This is a genomic window from Bacillus sp. P4_D3, assembly GCF_056401855.1.
This window is the reverse complement of sequence record NZ_JBFUIN010001096.1, coordinates 1-830: the sequence shown is the minus strand read 5'-3', so window position 1 is coordinate 830 and position 830 is coordinate 1. Positions and strand designations below refer to the sequence as shown.

Below are 830 nucleotides of genomic sequence, written 5' to 3'. Positions count from 1 at the left end.
TCATAGGATAATCTCTTTTATGCTTATTTTTGTAGAGAATGTACTGTTAACTTTAGTTGTTCAATAAATTCTCGGGTAGCAGCGCACATGTATTTATCTTTTCTATAAATAAGTCCTATATCTATTGTTGGAGTGGGGTTTTCAATTTTAATAGATTGAATGTGTTCGCTTTGCAAAAAGTCTATATAAGGTTTTGGTAATACTGTAATTCCCATACCTTTTGAGACCATTTGAATTAAAGATTCCATTGTACTAATTTCTAAAATTGGCTTTGGTTTAAAGTTAAAGTTTTGGCAATGAGATGTAATTAGTTCTGTTAAATGGAAATTTTTAGGTAGAAGAATTAAAGGATAGTCCTGTAATTCTTCAATAGATACATACTTACGTTCAGTTAAAGAATGGCTGGTTGGTACAACTAATGTAAGTTCACTTTTATATAGTGGGATAGAAACAATCTCTTTATCTTGCACTGGGAGAAATGTAATGCCAATATCTAATTCGTTTTGTAATAATTTTTCACGAATTTCTCCTGTACGAAGACCTAATACAGAAAGCTCAATATTAGGATATAAATTATTGAAATTTAAAATGGCTGGTGGTAGTAAATAATTTACGACGGTTAACAATGAGCCGATTGTTAAGGATCCATGCTGTAATCCGTTTAAATCTTGAATGGCAGAACGGGCTTGTTCGACTTCATGAAAGATTGTTTTACTGTGCGATAATAAAACTCTTCCTGCTTCAGTTAAAGATATTTTTTTACCAATTCGATCGAAAAGTGGCATGCCTACTTCATGTTCTAATGCACGTATTTGTTGACTTAGTGAAGG

The 830-nt window shown here is 31.8% G+C and carries 1 protein-coding gene; it reads right to left on the bottom strand.

Going from position 1 to position 830, the window contains the following annotated elements; translation table 11 throughout:
* Positions 1–23: 23 nt before the first annotated feature.
* Positions 24–830, bottom strand: an 807-nt coding sequence (locus tag AC1DTM_RS29495; RefSeq protein ID WP_477001592.1) for a LysR substrate-binding domain-containing protein, incomplete at its 5' end; no start/stop codon positions are given.